The organism is Mesotoga sp. UBA5847, assembly GCF_002432735.1.
Classification (GTDB): Bacteria; Thermotogota; Thermotogae; order Petrotogales; family Kosmotogaceae; genus Mesotoga.
The window spans coordinates 133,465-150,722 of sequence record NZ_DJGL01000014.1; the positions used below are offsets into that span (position 1 = coordinate 133,465).

Annotated in this window: 22 protein-coding genes; all 22 read right to left on the reverse strand. The window is 45.6% G+C overall.

Annotated elements, in window-relative coordinates:
- Positions 1-77, reverse strand: a 77-nt coding sequence (locus B3K91_RS01970) for an uL14 family ribosomal protein (RefSeq protein ID WP_292593921.1), incomplete at its 3' end; no start/stop codon positions are given.
- Positions 74-379 (reverse strand): 30S ribosomal protein S17, encoded by a 306-nt coding sequence (gene rpsQ / locus B3K91_RS01975; RefSeq protein ID WP_099772029.1) that lies wholly within the window; start codon positions 377-379, stop codon positions 74-76. The genes B3K91_RS01970 and rpsQ, both read right to left, overlap by 4 nt.
- A gap of 6 nt (positions 380-385) precedes the next feature.
- Entirely contained in the window at positions 386-586 is a 201-nt protein-coding gene (gene rpmC / locus B3K91_RS01980) for a 50S ribosomal protein L29 (protein WP_099772028.1), read from the reverse strand.
- A complete protein-coding gene (gene rplP, locus B3K91_RS01985) occupies positions 586-1,011 on the reverse strand; it encodes a 50S ribosomal protein L16 (protein ID WP_006492352.1) in 426 nt (141 codons plus the stop codon). Before rplP ends, rpmC begins: the two co-directional genes overlap by 1 nt.
- Before the next feature lie 24 nt (positions 1,012-1,035).
- Entirely contained in the window at positions 1,036-1,665 is a 630-nt protein-coding gene (gene rpsC, locus B3K91_RS01990; RefSeq protein ID WP_099828912.1) for a 30S ribosomal protein S3, read from the reverse strand.
- A 10-nt stretch (positions 1,666-1,675) separates the two neighbouring features.
- Positions 1,676-2,110 (reverse strand): 50S ribosomal protein L22, encoded by a 435-nt coding sequence (gene rplV, locus B3K91_RS01995; protein WP_292589200.1) that lies wholly within the window; start codon positions 2,108-2,110, stop codon positions 1,676-1,678.
- A 14-nt stretch (positions 2,111-2,124) separates the two neighbouring features.
- Positions 2,125-2,409 (reverse strand): 30S ribosomal protein S19, encoded by a 285-nt coding sequence (gene rpsS / locus B3K91_RS02000; protein ID WP_039882973.1) that lies wholly within the window; start codon positions 2,407-2,409, stop codon positions 2,125-2,127.
- A 19-nt stretch (positions 2,410-2,428) separates the two neighbouring features.
- On the reverse strand, positions 2,429-3,256 hold the full coding sequence (rplB, locus tag B3K91_RS02005; RefSeq protein ID WP_214060616.1) for a 50S ribosomal protein L2: 828 nt from the start codon (positions 3,254-3,256) through the stop codon (positions 2,429-2,431).
- Between the two features lie 16 nt (positions 3,257-3,272).
- On the reverse strand, positions 3,273-3,572 hold the full coding sequence (gene rplW, locus B3K91_RS02010; RefSeq protein WP_214060617.1) for a 50S ribosomal protein L23: 300 nt from the start codon (positions 3,570-3,572) through the stop codon (positions 3,273-3,275).
- Positions 3,572-4,252, reverse strand: coding sequence for a 50S ribosomal protein L4 (gene rplD / locus B3K91_RS02015; protein WP_292592619.1), 681 nt, complete (start codon positions 4,250-4,252; stop codon positions 3,572-3,574). The genes rplW and rplD overlap by 1 nt, the downstream gene beginning before the upstream one ends.
- 32 nt (positions 4,253-4,284) lie before the next feature.
- A complete protein-coding gene (gene rplC / locus B3K91_RS02020) occupies positions 4,285-4,917 on the reverse strand; it encodes a 50S ribosomal protein L3 (protein WP_099828908.1) in 633 nt (210 codons plus the stop codon).
- A gap of 22 nt (positions 4,918-4,939) precedes the next feature.
- On the reverse strand, positions 4,940-5,248 hold the full coding sequence (gene rpsJ / locus B3K91_RS02025) for a 30S ribosomal protein S10 (RefSeq protein WP_006492343.1): 309 nt from the start codon (positions 5,246-5,248) through the stop codon (positions 4,940-4,942).
- Between the two features lie 70 nt (positions 5,249-5,318).
- Positions 5,319-6,515 carry an elongation factor Tu gene (tuf, locus tag B3K91_RS02030; protein WP_214078148.1) on the reverse strand — a complete coding sequence of 399 codons (1,197 nt, stop codon included), beginning with the start codon at positions 6,513-6,515 and terminating at the stop codon, positions 5,319-5,321.
- Between the two features lie 33 nt (positions 6,516-6,548).
- Complete coding sequence (fusA, locus tag B3K91_RS02035; RefSeq protein WP_292593912.1) at positions 6,549-8,621, reverse strand: elongation factor G; 2,073 nt, start codon at positions 8,619-8,621, stop codon at positions 6,549-6,551.
- Between the two features lie 25 nt (positions 8,622-8,646).
- Positions 8,647-9,114, reverse strand: coding sequence for a 30S ribosomal protein S7 (gene rpsG, locus B3K91_RS02040; protein ID WP_214061067.1), 468 nt, complete (start codon positions 9,112-9,114; stop codon positions 8,647-8,649).
- 14 nt (positions 9,115-9,128) lie between these two features.
- Positions 9,129-9,503, reverse strand: coding sequence for a 30S ribosomal protein S12 (gene rpsL, locus B3K91_RS02045; protein ID WP_006492338.1), 375 nt, complete (start codon positions 9,501-9,503; stop codon positions 9,129-9,131).
- Between the two features lie 120 nt (positions 9,504-9,623).
- Positions 9,624-10,553: a DNA polymerase III subunit delta gene (locus B3K91_RS02050; protein ID WP_214078145.1), complete on the reverse strand. Its 930-nt coding sequence runs from the start codon at positions 10,551-10,553 to the stop codon at positions 9,624-9,626.
- On the reverse strand, positions 10,525-12,342 hold the full coding sequence (locus tag B3K91_RS02055) for a penicillin-binding transpeptidase domain-containing protein (RefSeq protein ID WP_292587898.1): 1,818 nt from the start codon (positions 12,340-12,342) through the stop codon (positions 10,525-10,527). Before B3K91_RS02055 ends, B3K91_RS02050 begins: the two co-directional genes overlap by 29 nt.
- Before the next feature lie 53 nt (positions 12,343-12,395).
- On the reverse strand, positions 12,396-12,683 hold the full coding sequence (locus B3K91_RS02060) for a hypothetical protein (protein ID WP_214078144.1): 288 nt from the start codon (positions 12,681-12,683) through the stop codon (positions 12,396-12,398).
- Positions 12,684-12,698: 15 nt separating this feature from the next.
- Positions 12,699-13,598 carry a 16S rRNA (cytosine(1402)-N(4))-methyltransferase RsmH gene (rsmH, locus tag B3K91_RS02065; protein WP_292592630.1) on the reverse strand — a complete coding sequence of 300 codons (900 nt, stop codon included), beginning with the start codon at positions 13,596-13,598 and terminating at the stop codon, positions 12,699-12,701.
- 66 nt (positions 13,599-13,664) lie between these two features.
- Positions 13,665-14,777 carry a peptide chain release factor 2 gene (prfB, locus tag B3K91_RS02070; RefSeq protein ID WP_214061070.1) on the reverse strand — a complete coding sequence of 371 codons (1,113 nt, stop codon included), beginning with the start codon at positions 14,775-14,777 and terminating at the stop codon, positions 13,665-13,667.
- Between the two features lie 14 nt (positions 14,778-14,791).
- Positions 14,792-17,251, reverse strand: a complete 2,460-nt coding sequence (gene secA / locus B3K91_RS02075) for a preprotein translocase subunit SecA (protein WP_292592633.1) — start codon at positions 17,249-17,251, stop codon at positions 14,792-14,794.
- Positions 17,252-17,258: the final 7 nt, after the last annotated feature.

The window sequence follows — 17,258 nt, forward strand, 5'->3', positions numbered from 1 at the left end:
CCGGTAACCTGAATGACCTTAATCATTCTCGCACCGGAATTGTCGGCGACCTTCAGGTAAGATTCAGACTGAATCATTTCTGGTCACCTCCGGAACCTTCAACGGTCTCGGGAGTTTCGGGAATTTCTCCCGTGTAGATATCCTTCTTGAGAACCTTAACGAGTTTGAACTTCTTCATCTTGCTAAGGGGTCTGCACTCTTCAATTTCAACTGTATCGCCCATTCCAGCAAGACCTTCTGGATCATCTGCGTGATACTTCTTAGTAGTTTTCATCGTCTTCCCATAGAAGGGATGTATATGCGTTCTTGTTACACTTACTACAATCGTTTTATCCATCTTGTCACTTACTACCGTTCCTACTAGTGTCTTTCTTGGCATGGCGGACTACCTCCTTATCCCCAGCTCACGACCGCGAAGGATAGTCTTTATCCTGGCTATGTCGCGCTTTACTACAGTTATCTGGGAATGGTTCTTCAACCTGTTCATTTCCAGCTGGAACCTGAGGTCCATCAGCTTTCTTTTTGAATCTTCGAGCATCTGAGTGAGTTCTTCATCTGTGAACTTTTGAAGTTCGACTGCTTTCATCAGAGCTCACCTCCTATCTGATACCTCGGTACTATCTTTGTTCTGATAGGTAACTTCGAAGCAGCTTTTTCGAGAGCCTCTTTCGCAAGCTGGTCAGGCACTCCTCCTATTTCGAACATGATCTTCCCTGGCTTGACGACAGCTACCCAGCCTTCGACATCTCCCTTTCCCTTCCCCATTCTCACGCCAATACCTTTTGATGTAATAGGTTTGTCAGGAAAGATTCGAATCCAGAGATTACCATTCCTCTTAAGTGTTCTCGTAATCGCAATTCGGCAGGACTCGATCTGCTGAGCAGTTATCCAGTGTGGTTCGAGAGCCTTTATTCCCCATTCACCAAAGTGAACGATAGTCCCGCCTTTTGCCTTGCCGTTCATCTTACCTCTTTGTTGCTTCCTGTATTTTACCCTTTTGGGCATTAACATTATGAACTACCTCCCCTCTTGCAATTACACCTGTACGTCGCCTTTGTAGATCCATACCTTCACTCCGATTATTCCCATCTTAGTAAAGGCTGTGGTGTAACCGTAGTCCAGATCAGCTCTGAGGGTCTGGAGAGGAAGTCTTCCTTCCAGGTACCACTCTGTCCTGGCAATATCAGCTCCGTTCAGTCTTCCGGAAACCATTATCTTGATACCTTTAGCTCCCTTTCTCATTGCAGTGAATATCGCTCTCTTCATGGCTCTCTTATAAGAAGCTCTCTTCTCAATTCTTGACGCAATATCCTCAGCAACAAGAATCGCATCGGTCTCGGGTGTTTTCACTTCTTCGATATTCAGCTGGAACTGCCTGGTTATAAGCTTCTCCAGCCGCTGCCTTAGCAGCTTCACTTCACTGCCTTTCTTTCCAATCATCACACCAGGTCTGGCGCACTTGATGGTAATAACCACCTTACCTGGCTCCGGCCTTTCGATGTAAATGTCGGAAACTCCGGCAGCCATGTAATTCTTCTTAAGAAAGTCCCTTATCTTAAGATCTTCGAGTAGATATTCTTTGTAGTTCCTCTCGTTAATCCATCGGGCTTTCCAATCTTTACTTACACCAAGCCTGAATCCATAAGGATGTACCTTCTGACCCACTTATGTCACCTCACTCCTGAGGATTGCTAGTTTCTTCGCGGTTTGCTACAACAACGGTTATGTGGCTAAATCTTTTCTGCTGAATATCTGCTCTTCCTCTACCTCGCGGCCACAATCGCTTCATTCTCGGACCGTCATCAACTACAGCTTTTTCAACATAGAGACTATCAATATTCAGTCCGAAATTGTTCTCTGCATTTGCTACTGCAGAGCGCAGAACTTTGTAAACCAAACGGGAGGCCTTTTTTGGTGAGAACTCTAGAATCTGAAAAGCCTCGCCCACTTCCTTATTTCTTATTGCGTTGACAACTGATCTCGCCTTTCTAGGGGAGATTCTGACAAACTTCGCAACTGCCTTTGCCTGAGTGACAGGAGTTGCTGCTGCTGCTTCTTTGCGCTTCCTATGGAAAACGGAACGCTTATCTCTCTGCGTAGCCTGCGCCATCTCAGCACCCTCCCTCATCTTACTTCACCCTTCTTGCTTTTCTTATCGGCATGCCCACCGAACCTCCTGGTGGGAGAGAACTCACCCAGTCTGTGACCAATCATATTCTCTGAAATGTAAACAGGTATATGCTTCATCCCGTTGTAGACAGCTATTGTGTGTCCGATCATTTCAGGAAGAATCATGGACGCCCTGCTCCAAGTCTTTATGGGTTTCTTTTCTCCCTTTTCATTCAGCTCTCTAATCTTTTTCAAGAGACTCGGGTGTACGTATGGGCCTTTCTTCTTAGATCTCGACATCTTCAACTACACCCCCTGATCAATTCTGGTTCCTGCGCTTCACTATGAGGTTATCTGAAGGCTTCTTGTTCTTCCTCGTTTTGTAACCTCTGGCTGGCTGTCCCCAGGGGCTCTGGGGAAGGTGTCCCTTAGAACGCCCTTCTCCTCCACCCATCGGGTGATCGACCGGGTTCATCGTCATGCCTCTGACCGACGGTCTAACTCCAAGCCATCTCTTTCTACCTGCTTTCCCATGGACCTCATTCGAGTGTTCTTCATTTCCGACCATGCCGATAGTTGCCATGCATTTCACAACTACTCTTCTCAACTCACCAGACGGCATCCTAAGAAGAGCGTATCTTCCCTCTTTTGCCATTAGCTGTGCGTAGGTACCCGCAGCTCTCGCAATCTGGCCGCCCTTGCCTGGTACAAACTCAACGTTATGCACGATTGTGCCGACCGGTATTCGCTCCAGTGGCATTGAATTTCCAACTGAAATCTCAGCCTGGTCGCCGTTCTGAATACCATCTCCGACCTTCAAACCCTTCGGTGCCAGCATGTATCTCTTCTCACCGTCGATGTATTGGAGAAGAGCAATCCTCGCCGTTCTGTTCGGGTCATACTCTATCGATACGACTTTCGCAGGAATACCTATCTTGTCTCTCTTGAAATCGATAACCCTGTAACGTTTTTTGGTTCCGCCACCCTGATGTCTAACAGTTATCCTTCCATGATGGTTTCTACCCGCGTTCTTGTTGATTGGCTCCAGAAGAGACTTTTCCGGTTCAGTCTTTGTAACTTCCTTGAAGTCTGGAAGAAGCATAGACCTTCTGCTTTTGGTGACGGGATTAAACTTTCTCAATGCCATGTCATATCACCTCGCCTTAGTGTTGGCCTTCGAGTTCTTTAATCCTGTATCCAGTCACAAGCGTAACGATTGCTTTCTTCCAGGACCTCGACTTGCCAACAAAGACACCGCGCTTCTTTGGTTTTCCCTTAATGTTCATGATATTTACCTGTTTAACCTTCACATTGAAAAGCTTCTCAACGGCGTCTTTGACTGTCTGCTTATTGGCATCTCTATGTACCTCAAAAATGTACTTGTTCAATTCACCAGAAGCAACTGTCTTTTCGGTGATCAACGGTCTGAGGAGAACGTCTCCGTAATACTTCATTTCAGTCATTACCCGAGCACCTCCTCGATCTTACGAACAAGATCAGTAGTGATCACAAGCTTTTCATGATTTACTATGTCGTAGACGTTAAGCCCGTCGATATTCGCCTTACTGGTGACGGCTGTATTTCCGGGATTGTCTGCGATTATTACCTTCACGCCATAGATGTTTTTCCCGGAGAGTCTAACGTTCTGATACTCATCCTTCTGCCACGGCAGAACGAAGAGCGTCTTCTGCGACTTATCGAGTCCAAGGTTACTCAAGACCTCCCTGAGCTGCTTCGTCTTTGGTTTGTCGAATTTGAGATCATCCAACACAATTAAATTGCCTTCATTGAGTCTGATACTTAGAACTGATCGTAGCGCAACCTTCTTCATTTTCTTGGTCATATTGAACGACCAGTCTTTTGGCTTCGGTCCATGAATCACTCCACCGTGCCTCCAGAGTGGACTTCTGGTTGAACCGACTCTTGCTCTTCCTGTGTGTTTCTGGGCCCAGGGTTTTCTTCCCCCGCCCCTAACCTCTGATCTTGTCTTCGCCGAAGCCAGTCCGGCACGTCTGCCTGAAAGCTGCATATTAACGTATCTGTACATCAGATCCTTGTTAGGTTCAACGTTAAAAACGCTTTCACTCAGTTCTACTGTGCCAACTTTCTGGCCGGCCACATTCACAACGTCGGCTTGAGCCATTGTTGCGTCCTCCTTCCAACACATTTTCGGGGCTATCTGTTTGCGCTCTTGATTATTAAGAGGCCGCCCCTCGCTCCTGGAACTGCGCCATAAATGGCTAAGAGTCCATTCTCTGCATCGACTTTTACTACGGTTAGATTCTTTACTGTCTTCTTTTCGTTACCGTACTGACCGGGCATCTTCTTGCCCTTCCAGATCTTCGCCGGATCAGTGTGGTTACCTACTGAACCTAGCTCTCTGTGGAATTTCGAACCATGAGAAGCCTCTCCGCCTCTGAAGTTCCATCTCTTCATCGCGCCGGAAAAACCTCTCCCCTTCGAAAATCCAGTCACATCTACCTTCTCGCCTTCAGAAAAGACGCCAACTTCTATGATATCACCAACATTGAAGTCATTGACGTTACCAAACTTGAACTCTTTGAGAACTCTATGTGGTTTGACCTTTGCTGCTTCAAACTTTTTCACCAGCGGCTTTGTCAGTATTTTCTTTGCTCTTTCCGGTGTAAGCTCCTCGAATCCAACTTGAACGGCGTCGTATTCGCCACCTTCACTCGTCTTTTTCTGTACTACTGTACATGGACCGGCTTTCACTACGGTAACTCCGAAGGCTTTTCCATCTTTGTATATAGTTGTCATACCGAGTTTTCTACCCAATATACCTTTCATCTATCACACCTCCGAAGTCTCTTTACAGTTTAATCTCCACGTCTACACCCGCGGGGAGGTCGACTTTCATAAGAGAATCTATCGTCTTTGGTGTAGGATCTAGTATCTCAATCAACCTCTTATGAACTAGCTTCTCAAACTGCTCTCTTGCATCCTTAAACTTGTGTGGCGAAGTTAGAACAGTGTAGAGCGTCCTCTCCGTTGGCAATGGCACCGGACCCGATACCTTGGCATTGGTGAGCTTTACAGCTTCGACAATTTTCTTGGCCGACAAGTCAAGCAGTTTATGATCGTAAGCCTTCAAGCGAATCCTGATTTTTTGCTTGGCCATGCCTAAATGTTCCCTCCTTCTGTTAACAGGGAAGGGAGATTACTCCCCCTTCTCCTGAAAAGACCGTTAATCACTCAATTATTGAGCTGACGACTCCGGCGCCAACTGTCCTGCCACCCTCACGGATTGCAAATCTCAAACCCTTTTCAATCGCAACGGGGTAGATAAGCTGGATAGTCATTTCAACGTTATCGCCAGGAATAACCATTTCGACACCCTCGGGAAGATCCGCGATTTCTCCAGTAACGTCTGCTGTCTTAATGAAGAACTGAGGCCTGTAACCCTTTGTGAACGGAGAATGGCGTCCGCCTTCTTCCTTCTTCAGAACATAGACGTTTGCCGTGAATTTCTTGTGAGGTGTTATTGATCCTGGTTTTGCAAGTACCTGCCCTCTCTTGACTTCTTCCTTTGCCACACCTCTCAGAAGTGCCCCGATATTGTCGCCGGCCTGCCCTTCGTCAAGGAGTTTTCTGAACATTTCCACACCGGTACATACTGTCTTCTTCGTCTCATAAGAGAGTCCAATTATCTCAACTTCATCGCCGACATGAACAGCTCCGCGCTCAATTCTTCCAGTAACTACCGTTCCTCTTCCTGTAATGGTAAAGATATCCTCCACCGGCATAAGGAAGGGCTTGTCAGTTTCTCTGACAGGGTCCGGGAAGTAATCGTCGCAGGCATTCATCAGCTCGTATATGCTCTCTGTCCATTCATTTGGACTTTCTGCTTCAAGTGCCTTCAGCGCAGAGCCCTTGATCACGGGAAGCTCGTCGCCAGGGAACTCGTAGGAAGATAGAAGCTCTCTTACTTCTTCCTCAACCAATTCGACCAATTCTTCGTCGTCGACCGCGTCAACCTTGTTTATGTACACCACCATTGCGGGAACGTTGACCTGTCTCGCAAGGAGAACGTGTTCTCTTGTCTGAGGCATGACACCGTCAGTAGCAGCGACAACAAGAATAGCCCCATCCATCTGAGCGGCTCCGGTGATCATGTTCTTGATATAGTCAGCGTGACCTGGACAGTCGATGTGGGCGTAATGCCTTTTGTCAGTCTGGTACTCGATATGAGCAACGTTGATTGTGATTCCTCTTGCTTTTTCCTCCGGCGCCTTGTCAATTGAGTCAAACGGGGAGAAGTCAGCAAGACCCTTAAATGCCAGACTCTTTGTAATTGCCGCAGTAAGAGTAGTCTTACCGTGGTCAATGTGTCCAATCGTACCGATGTTAAGATGTGGTTTTGAACGTTCAAATTTTTCCTTAGCCATGGTTTCCCTCCTCCAAAAACTTATTTGGGATCTCTATCTTCCAAGAATCTTATCTGCAATTTTCACTGGAACTTCCGAATAGTGGGAGAACTGAATAATGTGGATTGCTCTTCCCTGCGAGAGGGATCTGCAAACCGTCGCATAACCGAAAAGCTCGGAAAGAGGAACGTGAGCCTTAATAATCTTGAGACCAGCCCTGGTCTCGAAACCCTCAATCTTGGCTCGCCTGGAATTCAGATCAGCAATCAAGTCTCCCATATATTCTTCAGGCGTATTAATCTCTACAGCCATTATCGGTTCAAGCAAAGAAGGACTCGCTTTGCGTACAGCTTCTTTGAAGGCCATCGATCCAGCAATACTAAAAGCAATCTCCGAAGAATCCACTTCGTGGTAAGAACCGTCCAGCAAACAAACTTTCACGTTGACCATAGGGTAACCAGCAAGAAATCCCGAATTCATCGCTTCTCTGACTCCACGCTCAACAGGCTTTATGAACTCCCTCGGAATTGTTCCGCCGACCGTACTGTCTTCAAAAACGAAGTTGGAATTCTTGTCAGTGATGGGCTCAACACTTAAGATCACATGCCCGTATTGACCCTTGCCACCGGTCTGTCTTATATACTTCGCTTCACCAATGGCTTTCGCTCTTATTGTCTCTCGATAAGCGACCTGTGGGTTTCCAACCCTTAGGCCAACGTTAAACTCTCTCTTGATTCTCTCAACAATTACCTCAAGATGAAGTTCCCCCATTCCCGACAAGATCGTCTCTCCCGTCTCCGTGTCAACATAACTCCTAAGGGAAGGATCCTCCTCTACGAGAGCAAAAAGCGCTTTACTCAGCTTAGAAGCATCATCTTTAGTCTGTGGTTCTATCGCAATCGAGATTACAGGTTCCGGAAACTCGATCTTCTCCAGGATAATCTTTTCATTAGCATGACCCACTGTTTCTCCGGTCATGGTATTCTTTAAACCAACGACTGCAACTATATCCCCGGCACGTATATAGTCAACCTCTTCTCTCTTATCTGCATGCATGAATAGTAGTCTGGAAATCCTCTCCTTGACGTTCTTGTTTGCGTTAATTACGTATGATCCCTTCTCTAGAGAACCTGAATACACCCTTAAAAAGGTCAATTTTCCAACAAATGGATCAACCATTATCTTGAAAGCCAATGCAACAAAGGGTCCGCTCTCGTCCGGGTGAACCTCAATTTCATTTCCACTGTCAATTAACTCTCCTATTACGGGGGGTAGATCCTTCGGCGATGGCAGGTAATCGACAACAGCATCGAGCAGCAGCTGAATCCCCTTGTTCTTAAAGGCAGATCCACAGAGAACCGGAGTCAATAGTCCCGCAAGAGTAGCTTTCCTTATTGCCGCTTTCATTCTATCTGACGGAAGATCCTTACCCTCTATATATAACTCCATGAGTTCTTCGTCAAACTCAGCGACGTGAGTAACCAGATCTTCGCGAGCCTCTTCCACCTCGTTCAGCATACTCTCTGGTATTACTGAGACTTCGTATTCCGTCCCGTCTTGGTTAGTCCATCGAAACGCTTTCATCTCGACAAGGTCAATAACGCCTTCGAAGTTTGACTCAGAACCAATTGGGAGCTGAATTGCCACGGGGTTGGCCTTCAATTTAGCAATCATGGAATCAACTGCTGCCTTAAAATCAGCTCCGATTTTATCCATCTTGTTCATGAAGGCAATTCTAGGAACATGATATTTGTCTGCCTGTCTCCAAACTGTCTCGGACTGCGGCTCAACTCCAGCCTGAGCGTCAAACACGGCAACGGCGCCGTCAAGAACCCTCAACGATCTTTCAACCTCAACCGTAAAGTCAACGTGCCCGGGTGTATCAATAATATTAATCCGATAATCCTTCCAAAATGCTGTAGTTGCTGCAGAAGTGATAGTGATGCCTCTTTCCTTCTCCTGGTCCATCCAATCCATTGTTGCGGTACCTTCGTCAACACTACCGAGTTTGTAATTTTTCCCAGTATAGAAGAGAATACGCTCGGTGGTAGTTGTCTTACCCGCGTCTATATGGGCCATTATTCCTATGTTTCGGGTCTTTTCTAGGGTCGTGACTCTCTCTTTCACTATCCTTCCTCCTGCCGAACTGCCTCTACCATCTGAAATGAGCGTAAGCCTTTCCAGCCTCCGCCATTCTGTGCACGTCTTCTCTCTTCTTAACGGCGTTTCCCTGTCCATTGTATGCGTCAACAAGTTCCAAAGCGAGCTTCTCTTTGAGTGGTTTGCCCGACTTCGACCTAGCGGATGTTACTATCCATCTTATCGCAAGCGCAACTGCACGTCTTTCAGGAACTTCGAAAGGTATCTGATATGTAGACCCCCCAACTCTTCTTGGCCTTACTTCCAAAAGAGGTTTCACGTTGTTGAGAGCTTTCTTAAATGCCTCCATCGGGGGCTGCTTAGTTCTCTCGGAGAGAGCTTCGAGTGCTCCATATACCGCTGCTTCTGCCTTGCTCTTCTTTCCACCAATCATTATCTTGTTGATTAATCTTGTTACTACTGCGTCATTGTAGATTGGATCAAGTACTACTTCTCTCTTCTCAGACTGACGTCTTCTCATCTAGAACTGCCTCCTTATTTCTTCGGCCTCTTGGCGCCATATCGACTTCTCGACTGCTTCCTGTTCGCTACACCTTCAGCGTCTAAAGTACCTCTCACTATCTTGTATCTTACGCCAGGAAGGTCCTTCACTCTTCCACCTCTTACAAGAACTACGGAATGCTCCTGCAGGTTGTGACCTTCACCAGGAATGTAGGCCGTTACTTCTGTCCCATTTGAGAGACGTACTCTCGCGATTTTCCTCAGAGCTGAGTTCGGCTTCTTAGGTGTCATTGTAGAGACCCTTACACAGACTCCTCGCTTCTGAGGATTGTTTTCAAGAGCCGGAGAAGCAGACTTCTGCTTCAACTGTTTCCTTCCGTGTCTTATCAATTGATTTATAGTGGGCATCTGGTTGCGATTCGCCTCCTTATAAGCATTTTGCCGAAAGCAATTGTACAATGCGCTGGTGGTACTGTCAATTGAAGCTAGCTGAACGGGATGTTTCAGGTAGAAAATGTTACCTAAGAGTTACTTCAAGTTTGAAGATTCTCCGACTAACTGAAAAAACGAAAGTTGCTGATTTGATTGCCCATTCTTTATTGATTCATCGAGCTCTTGAAGAAAGACGATTAGATTCTTCAGAAACAACTTAGAATGCAAAAGGCTGAGATTTACTCTCTTCTCTCTCATGTTTGAAAAACTGTACCCCAGAAGTTTTGCAACTCTTGCACTAGCTATACCAGTCGAACTAGAGATATCTTTTATCTCCGTCCAAGTCACACCTGTTCGTCCTTTTCTCTTCTCCAGTATCGTGCCCAAATCAATAGCAAGCTTAGCCAGTACCGAGGAGAAGTAAGTAAATGGAACCGATGATTCCTTGGCGAAGCTAAGAAAACTCTCATCATTACTCAGGAAGCAAACCGCAAGGAATTCAACCTCTGTAGCGATATCGAAATCGATAAACTTCTCAACAGTTTTCTCATCTATTTCGGGAGAGAGTACGGATAATTTTTCGAGTTCACGGAGGATTCTGAATTCTTTCTTTCCCACTCTGCTTAAAATGGCCTCAGCCGCAGCCCTAGAGATCGTTTTTCCGGTAAGTTTGGCAATTTTCATAGTGTGCAACTGCCACTTGTCGTCTTCCCACGGCTTAGGAAGAACGAAGATGTGCTTTTCTGACTCAACATCTATGTCCAAACGTCCCTCGATGAAAACATCGATCTCCTCGCCTAAGGAAGAAATCAACGCCTCAACGGCCTTCCTCTCCTCTTTCTTCCAAACATCGAATTTGGAGAGCTTCACAGGTTTCGGTCCGAACATCCCCACGGTTGAAACCGCCGTCCTGAACTTAACGTTCTTGTCAGGCATATCTTCGCTTATGTGGAAAAAACCCGTTGCTCTCTCTCGAATGAAGAAGTCTTTCAGAACCTCACTGTCCCCCGTTATCTCGTATATCATAGCTTAATTCTCCTAACCAAACTTCAAATCTATCTTCAACAGGCTGGCCTATCTCCGGGTACTGGCTTATGACACAACCCGAGCCGTGAATTACTATCTTGTCGACCCCATAGATCTCCGCAATTTCTCTTACATCTAGTAGTGAGTATCCTCCTAGATCGGGCATCTTCCAGCTGTAAACACCTTCGTAGATCTCTTTTTCAACACCTATCCCGTATAGATTTCTCACAATTGAAGCAAACATCGGAGCCGCTACGAATCCTCCGTAGTAAGCGCCTGCCTTTGGTGTATCTATCATTATATATAAAGTGTATGTCGGATTTTCAACAGGAAAGAAACCGTAGAAAAGCGAATAATAAGTCTCTTCGTTATACCCTCCCGGTCCAGCCTTTTGAGCAGTTCCGGTCTTCCCGGCTATTCTGATTCCATCAACTCTGGCCATTGTGCCGGTTCCCTCGATCACTACGCTCTCAAGTATTGGAAGCATGGTTGAAACTAGTTCTGGGGAAAACAGAGTCCCATCAACTTTCTTAGGAATGTTTGTCAGCCCCTCGCCGCTCCTTATGGCTCTGACAAACGTTGGAGTAATGAATTGCCCCCCTGAAGGAAAGACATTGAGAGCTTTTACCATCTGGAATATGTTAACCCCGAGACCCTGACCTATTGGGAACTGGTAGGGAGAAATCAGCGACCAATCCTTTGCCCTGGGTAGAATTCCGGGAGTCTCGCCAGGAAGATCTACTCCTGAGAGCCTACCAAACCCAATATTTCTTAACTGATTGTACATTTCCTCCTTACCAAGAGTATTAAGTATCTTCCCACCCACCTGAACCGTAGCAACGTTGCATGAATTGATGATTGCCTCCCTGAAAGTCTGAACACCGTGTCGTTCGCCCTCTACATCTCTGATAACTATGTCGAGTCCAGGAACAGGCTGGATCCTTCCAGTGCATTGAAAAGTCATGGTTTCTGTAATGGATCCGCTTTGCAACGCCAATGAGTAGATCAACGGTTTTATTGTTGAACCTGGTTCAAAGATTCCCATCAATCCAACGTCCCAGTCGTAGGCACCTGCATAAGCCAGTATCTTTCCCGTCTTGCTCTCTATGAGGAGCGCAACTCCACCGTCTGCCATGTTCTTCTCGACGGTTGTCATTAGTTCTTCGTATACCATTTTCTGAATGTCTATGTCAATCGAGAGATATATGTCATCGCCATTTGTTGGTTCTTCTCTCCAAGCACTTGTGAGCGTCCTCCTTATCAAACCGTCCTCTTTGCCTGAAAGATGCTCGTTGTAGCTTAGCTCTATACCATTAAGCGGAACCCCGCCCTTGTCAAGCTTACCGATTATCCTATCTAAACCATATTCTCCAAAACTCAATCTCTCCCTCTGCATTTCCAGGGAGATATACCGTCTTGTTATTGGTGTAATTCTTCGTTGCATCTCATCGTTAGTCGGCGCAGTGCCAAGAAGGAGAAAACTCTTTGTGCTCTGAAGATTTTCCTGAAGTTTCTCATAAGAAATGCCGAAAGAAAGCTCAACATTCTTGAGAACACGATCCACTTGATCGGACGAAGTCGCAAGTCGTAGATACCCAAGATCAAGCCATGCTTCATAGATCAGTGAATCACTAGCTAGAAGTCTGCCTCTTGAATCGTAGATAGAGCCTCTCAGAGCAGGAATCTTGTTTACTCCGAGCACCACCGGCAAATCCGGTTCAGTAAACAGGGAGATATACCCCGCTCTTACCGCGAAGACTCCCACACAAAGTATAAGAAGAACATACAACAGTGTAACTCTGCTAGCCAGTCTCTTGATTTAAGATCCACCTCGACAAAGTTCTACTTTTCTGCTCTCACCCCAACAACCGTCTGTAAATATGAAATTTCCCTAGAGACATCTCCTAGTCGAGACTTCATGACTGTGATGCTCTGCTCTCTATTCGTCGCCACCTCTGTAATTTTATCAACTTCATTGCCAAAATAGAACGGGAGAGCAATTGAAACTGCCAGTGAAAGAAAAATCACAAGAACTTGCAGAAAACCAAACAAACCCCATACTTCACTGTTCGCTAAGGCTTTGCCGCCTTCACGCGCCAGCGATTTCCGCTTCGCTGTTATGGATTGCACGAGATGTTCCTCCCTTCAAATCCGCTCCGCTGCCCTCAACCTTGCACTTCTTGCTCTTAGATTGAGTTCTACTTCTTCTTGTGACGGCTGTATGGGTTTCTTCGTAAGGATCTTCAACTCTGAGTCCGATTTCTCCCTGAATACCCTTTTTGCTATGCCGTCTTCCAAAGAATGAAATGAAATAAAAACGATCCTACCGCCTTGCTTAAGAAAACCGGGAATGCTTCTCAGGACACCTTCGATGTTCTCTAATTCCTTGTTAACTACAATTCTTATCGCTTGAAACGTCTTTGTCGCGAAATGTCTTTTCCTCTTGTACCTTTCGGCCGGTGGCATTGCTGCTTTCACTGCATCGTGCAACTCTCTAGTAGTAGATAAAGGTCTTCTGTTAACTATGCATTTCGCTATTCTTCTGGCGAATCTCTTCTCGTCACCATACTCAAAGATGATCCTCGACAGTTCACTTTCGCTGTAGCTGTTCACAACATCTGCTGCTGTAATCTTAGTTGAGAGATCCATACGCATATCGAGCGGTTCGTCCAGTTCGTACGAAAACCCTCTTCCTTTAGACTTCAGCTGAAAAGTGGAAGTACCAACATCCAACAAAACTCCGTCTACCCTTTCAACGCCTGCCTGCCTTAATACTGCTTCGAAATCAACGTAAGAAGAATTGAATAGTCTGAACTTGCCCCGGTATTCTTCGAGATTCTGCTCCGCTAAATCCAGAACCTCACGGTCTACATCCAGTCCAATGACTCTTGCCTGACCGTTGGTGGCCTTCAGTATTGCCTTTATGTGACCACCCTCTCCAGCGGTACAATCAAGATAGGTACCCTCAATACGTCCACCAAGCAAATAATGGAGCGCTTCGTGAACCATAACGCTCCTGTGGTGTTCATCATATTGCCTGGACACTGAATTCACTCCGCTCAAAAGAATAATAACATTTTTCTATAGCCAAAGTCAAACTCATAGCGATATTCATTCGAGAGATTTTTCAATTGATGAGAAGAAAAGCAGTTCCTTCTCAATGAATTCGTCTATCTCACCATTCATGACAGATTGAATGTCGCCGGTCTCCGCATCTGTTCTGTGGTCTTTAACCATTGTGTAAGGCTGGAATACGTATGATCTTATCTGATTTCCCCATGAAATATCTTTTTGATCACCCATTAGCTTGAGTTTCTCGTTACGCTTTTTCTCTATCTCGATTTCAAATAACTTTGCGTAGAGCATCTTCATTGCATTTGCCTTGTTTTGGTGCTGAGACCTTTCCGTCTGACATGCAACAACTATTCCTGTTGGAAGATGAGTAATTCTAACGGCAGAGTCTGTTTTGTTCACATGTTGGCCACCGGCACCACCGGATCTGTATGTATCGACCTTGAGGTCTTCAGGCTTTATCTCGATTTCCGGTACTTCATCCATCTCGGGAAAGACACTAACAGAAGCAAAAGAAGTGTGTCTTCTATGATTTGCATCAAATGGAGAAATCCTTACTAGCCTGTGGACACCCGCCTCAAACTTGAGTTTTCCATAGGCATATGGACCAGCTAAATTCAGGGTTACACTCTTGATTCCTGCCTCATCTCCAGGCAGTTCATCGACTATAGTTATTCTGTATCCATTTCCTTCGGCCCATCTCATGTACATTCTCATTAGCATTGACGCCCAGTCCTGAGACTCGGTTCCTCCGGCACCTGGGTGAATTGACATAAAACAGTTGTTATTATCGTACTTTCCGCTTAGGAGGATCGTTAGCTCAAACTCCCTGACCTTCTTTTCTGCCGATCTTACGAGCTCTTCAACGTTCTTGACGAAGCTTTCGTCTTCTCCCGATAGCTCAATAGCAATGTCAATGCTTTCAAACTCCTCTTCCACATCCCTTAGAAGACCAAGGATTCCGCGGAACGACTGCGCATCTATTCCCAGCTTGGAAGCCTCTTTTTGGTCGTTCCATATTGAGGGATCACTCATCCTTTTTTCGATATCCTTCAGTTTCTCATCTATCTTCTCGAGATCAAGAGTCTCTCTTATTGAATCGAATTTCTCCCTCAGCTCTTGAATTCTCAAGTTTGTTTCATAGCTAATCAAGTTACACCTCCGGACTAACGTTTAACCTTGAACCTTTTTGTACCCTTCTTCTTGCCGCCAGTGTCTGCCTTTTTTTCTCCTCCAACTCCACTGAAATCGGAGTGCATAGCTTGAAGACTTCTGAATTCCTTGTCGGCGTTTTGCTTGGCCTTATCACTATCGACTCTAACTATTCTGACTATGGCACTGGCAATGTCATCATAAAGAGAATCGGTCAACTGCTGAAAAAGAATGAAAGACTCTTTCTTGAATTCTATCACAGGATCTTTCTGACCGTAAGCTCTTAAACCCACCGAGTCTTTGAGGTGCTCAATAGATTCTAGGTGTCTTCTCCATCTCTCATCGATCATCCTTAGCATAATGTACTTCATCACCTGAGGGAACTCATCTCCAAATGAAGCCTTCTTTTCGGCATAAATCTCCTGCAGTAGCGACAAGGTTACGTTTCTAAGCTCCTCGACGTTCTTAATACCCTTGAGCCGCTCAATGTCCCCCGCAGGCAGGAAACTGAAGGAGACTTTAATATCTTCAAAAGAAGGAAGCTGCTCAAGTCCCGACAGTCTTCTATCAACTACATCTTCAATAATCTCAAAGACATTCGAATCGATCTCTTCACCCTTCAATACCCAGTTGCGGTGAGCATATATGGCGCTCCTCTGCTGATCAATAACCGAATCTAGCTCGTAAAGGCGTCTCCTGATCTCGAAATGCATTCCCTCAATCTTTTTTTGAGCAGACGAAATAATCCTGCTTAGAAGCGAATGCTCTATTGGTTGACCTTTTTCGATCTTGAGGGTATTCATAATCGATTGCATTCGTTCACCACCGAACAGTCGAAGAAGATCATCTTCAGTAGAGAGGAAGAATCTTGACTCTCCTGGGTCGCCCTGTCTACCTGATCTGCCAACTAGCTGATTGTCAATTCTTCTGCTCTCGTGCCGCTCCGTTCCAAGAACGTACAGTCCTCCAAGTTCCACAACCCCATCACCAAGTTTTATGTCAGTTCCTCTCCCGGCCATATTAGTGGCTATAGTAACGGTTTTTCGCTCACCTGCATTAGCCACGATTTCTGCTTCTCTCTCATGGTATTTTGCATTTAAGACTTCATGAGGAACTCCCTTTTTCTGCAGCATTTTGCTCAGGAGCTCACTCTTTTCTATTGAAGTAGTACCAACAAGCACTGGCTGTCCCTTCTCATATCGTTGAGCGATCTCATCAATGATCGCTTCGTTTTTCTCTTCCCTTGTCTTATAGATTGCATCTTCTTTATCCAGCCTAATTACTCTCTTGTTCGTCGGAATAACGGCGACCGGAGTATTATACATAGAAATGAACTCGGATTCTTCAGTCGCGGCCGTACCGGTCATTCCCGATACCTTTTCATAGAGCTTGAAGTAATTCTGAAAGGTAATAGTTGCGAAAGTGACTGATTCCTGTCTTATCTGCACGTTTTCTTTGGCTTCTATGGCCTGATGAAGACCCTCAGAGTACCTTCTTCCAGGGAGTAACCTGCCGGTGAACTCGTCAACAATGACAACTTCACCTTCATTAGTAACAAGATAATCAACTTCTCGTCTGTAGAAAATCATAGCCTTCAAAGCATTCAAAAGATGGAAGATGTAGTCATAATTACTGGGGTCGTAAAGATTTTCTATTTGAAGAAGCTTCTCAGCCTTTTCTATTCCTTCATCTGTAAGGGTCACCGTTCTGTCCTTTTCGTCAACAACAAAATCTTTTTCGGCCTGAAATCGCTTTGCAAAGAAGGCGAACTGTCTATACAGACTTGACGAGTCCTGAGCGGGACCAGAGATGATCAGTGGCGTTCTCGCCTCATCTATGAGGATTGAATCGGCCTCATCTACAATCACGTAGTTGTGGCCTCTCTGAACTTTGTTCTCGAGAGAGTAGACAAGATTGTCTCTCAAGTAGTCAAAACCAAACTCATTTGCAGTTCCATAAGTTATATCGCAATCATAGGCTTTTTTTCTCTCCATAGGCTCCATTGCTGCTTGGATGAACCCGGCTTGCAACCCAAGATACTCATAAACCGGCCCCATCCATCCCGCATCCCTTTTTGCAAGGTAATCGTTCACAGTTGCGAGATGACAACCCTTACCTGACAGAGCATTTAGATACAGGGGCATCGTTGCCACAAGAGTTTTTCCTTCACCGGTTTTCATTTCTGCGATCTTGCCTTCGTTTAGAGAAAGAGCACCCATAAGCTGCACGTCAAAGGGTCTCATCTTCACTGTCCTCTTGGCAGCTTCTCTTGCAAGCGCAAAGGCCTCCGGCAGAACAGACTCAAGCGACTGGCCCTCGTCAATCCTGGCTTTGAATTCCTCAGTTTTCTTCATGAAATCTAGTCGATCGTACTTACTGACCTCTCGCTCTAATTCATTTATCTTTTCAACTGTTTTTGAATACTTCTTGAGAAGCATTTTGTTTTTGTCGAATATCTTCGAGAAAATCCCCATCAAATCA